Source organism: Idiomarina sp. ST20R2A10 (assembly GCF_051842345.1).
Classification (GTDB): Bacteria; Pseudomonadota; Gammaproteobacteria; order Enterobacterales; family Alteromonadaceae; genus Idiomarina; species Idiomarina loihiensis.
Genome location: NZ_JBNIEY010000073.1, coordinates 1 through 230, shown reverse-complemented (window position 1 = coordinate 230; position 230 = coordinate 1). Strand labels below are relative to the sequence as shown.

The following is a 230-nucleotide window of genomic DNA, read 5'->3' as shown; positions in this document are numbered from 1 at the left end:
CATGAAGAACGCAAGCAGATCATCATTTCCAGCGATCGGCCGCCCAAGGAGATTCCGACGCTTGAAGAGCGTCTCCGCTCACGCTTTGAATGGTGTCTGATCACCGATATTCATGCAAAGCGTTGAACGTGTGGAAAAATTCCTCTTGCGTTTGTTCTTTTCCGGCTAGGAACTGAATATCATCTATAAGCAGTACATCGATATTGCGGTATTTGTTGCGGAAGCTTTCG

General features: G+C 47.0%; 1 protein-coding gene and 1 pseudogene. One reads left to right on the top strand and one right to left on the bottom strand.

Annotated elements, in window-relative coordinates:
* On the top strand, positions 1 to 126 hold a 126-nt coding region (locus ACP7H9_RS14355), incomplete at its 5' end, for a DnaA ATPase domain-containing protein (protein WP_439222955.1).
* Here the strand turns inward: ACP7H9_RS14355 and ACP7H9_RS14350 are convergent.
* A pseudogene (locus tag ACP7H9_RS14350) lies at positions 110 to 230 on the bottom strand (DnaA ATPase domain-containing protein); the annotation flags it as partial. The gene ACP7H9_RS14355 and the pseudogene ACP7H9_RS14350 sit on opposite strands and share 17 nt — an antisense overlap.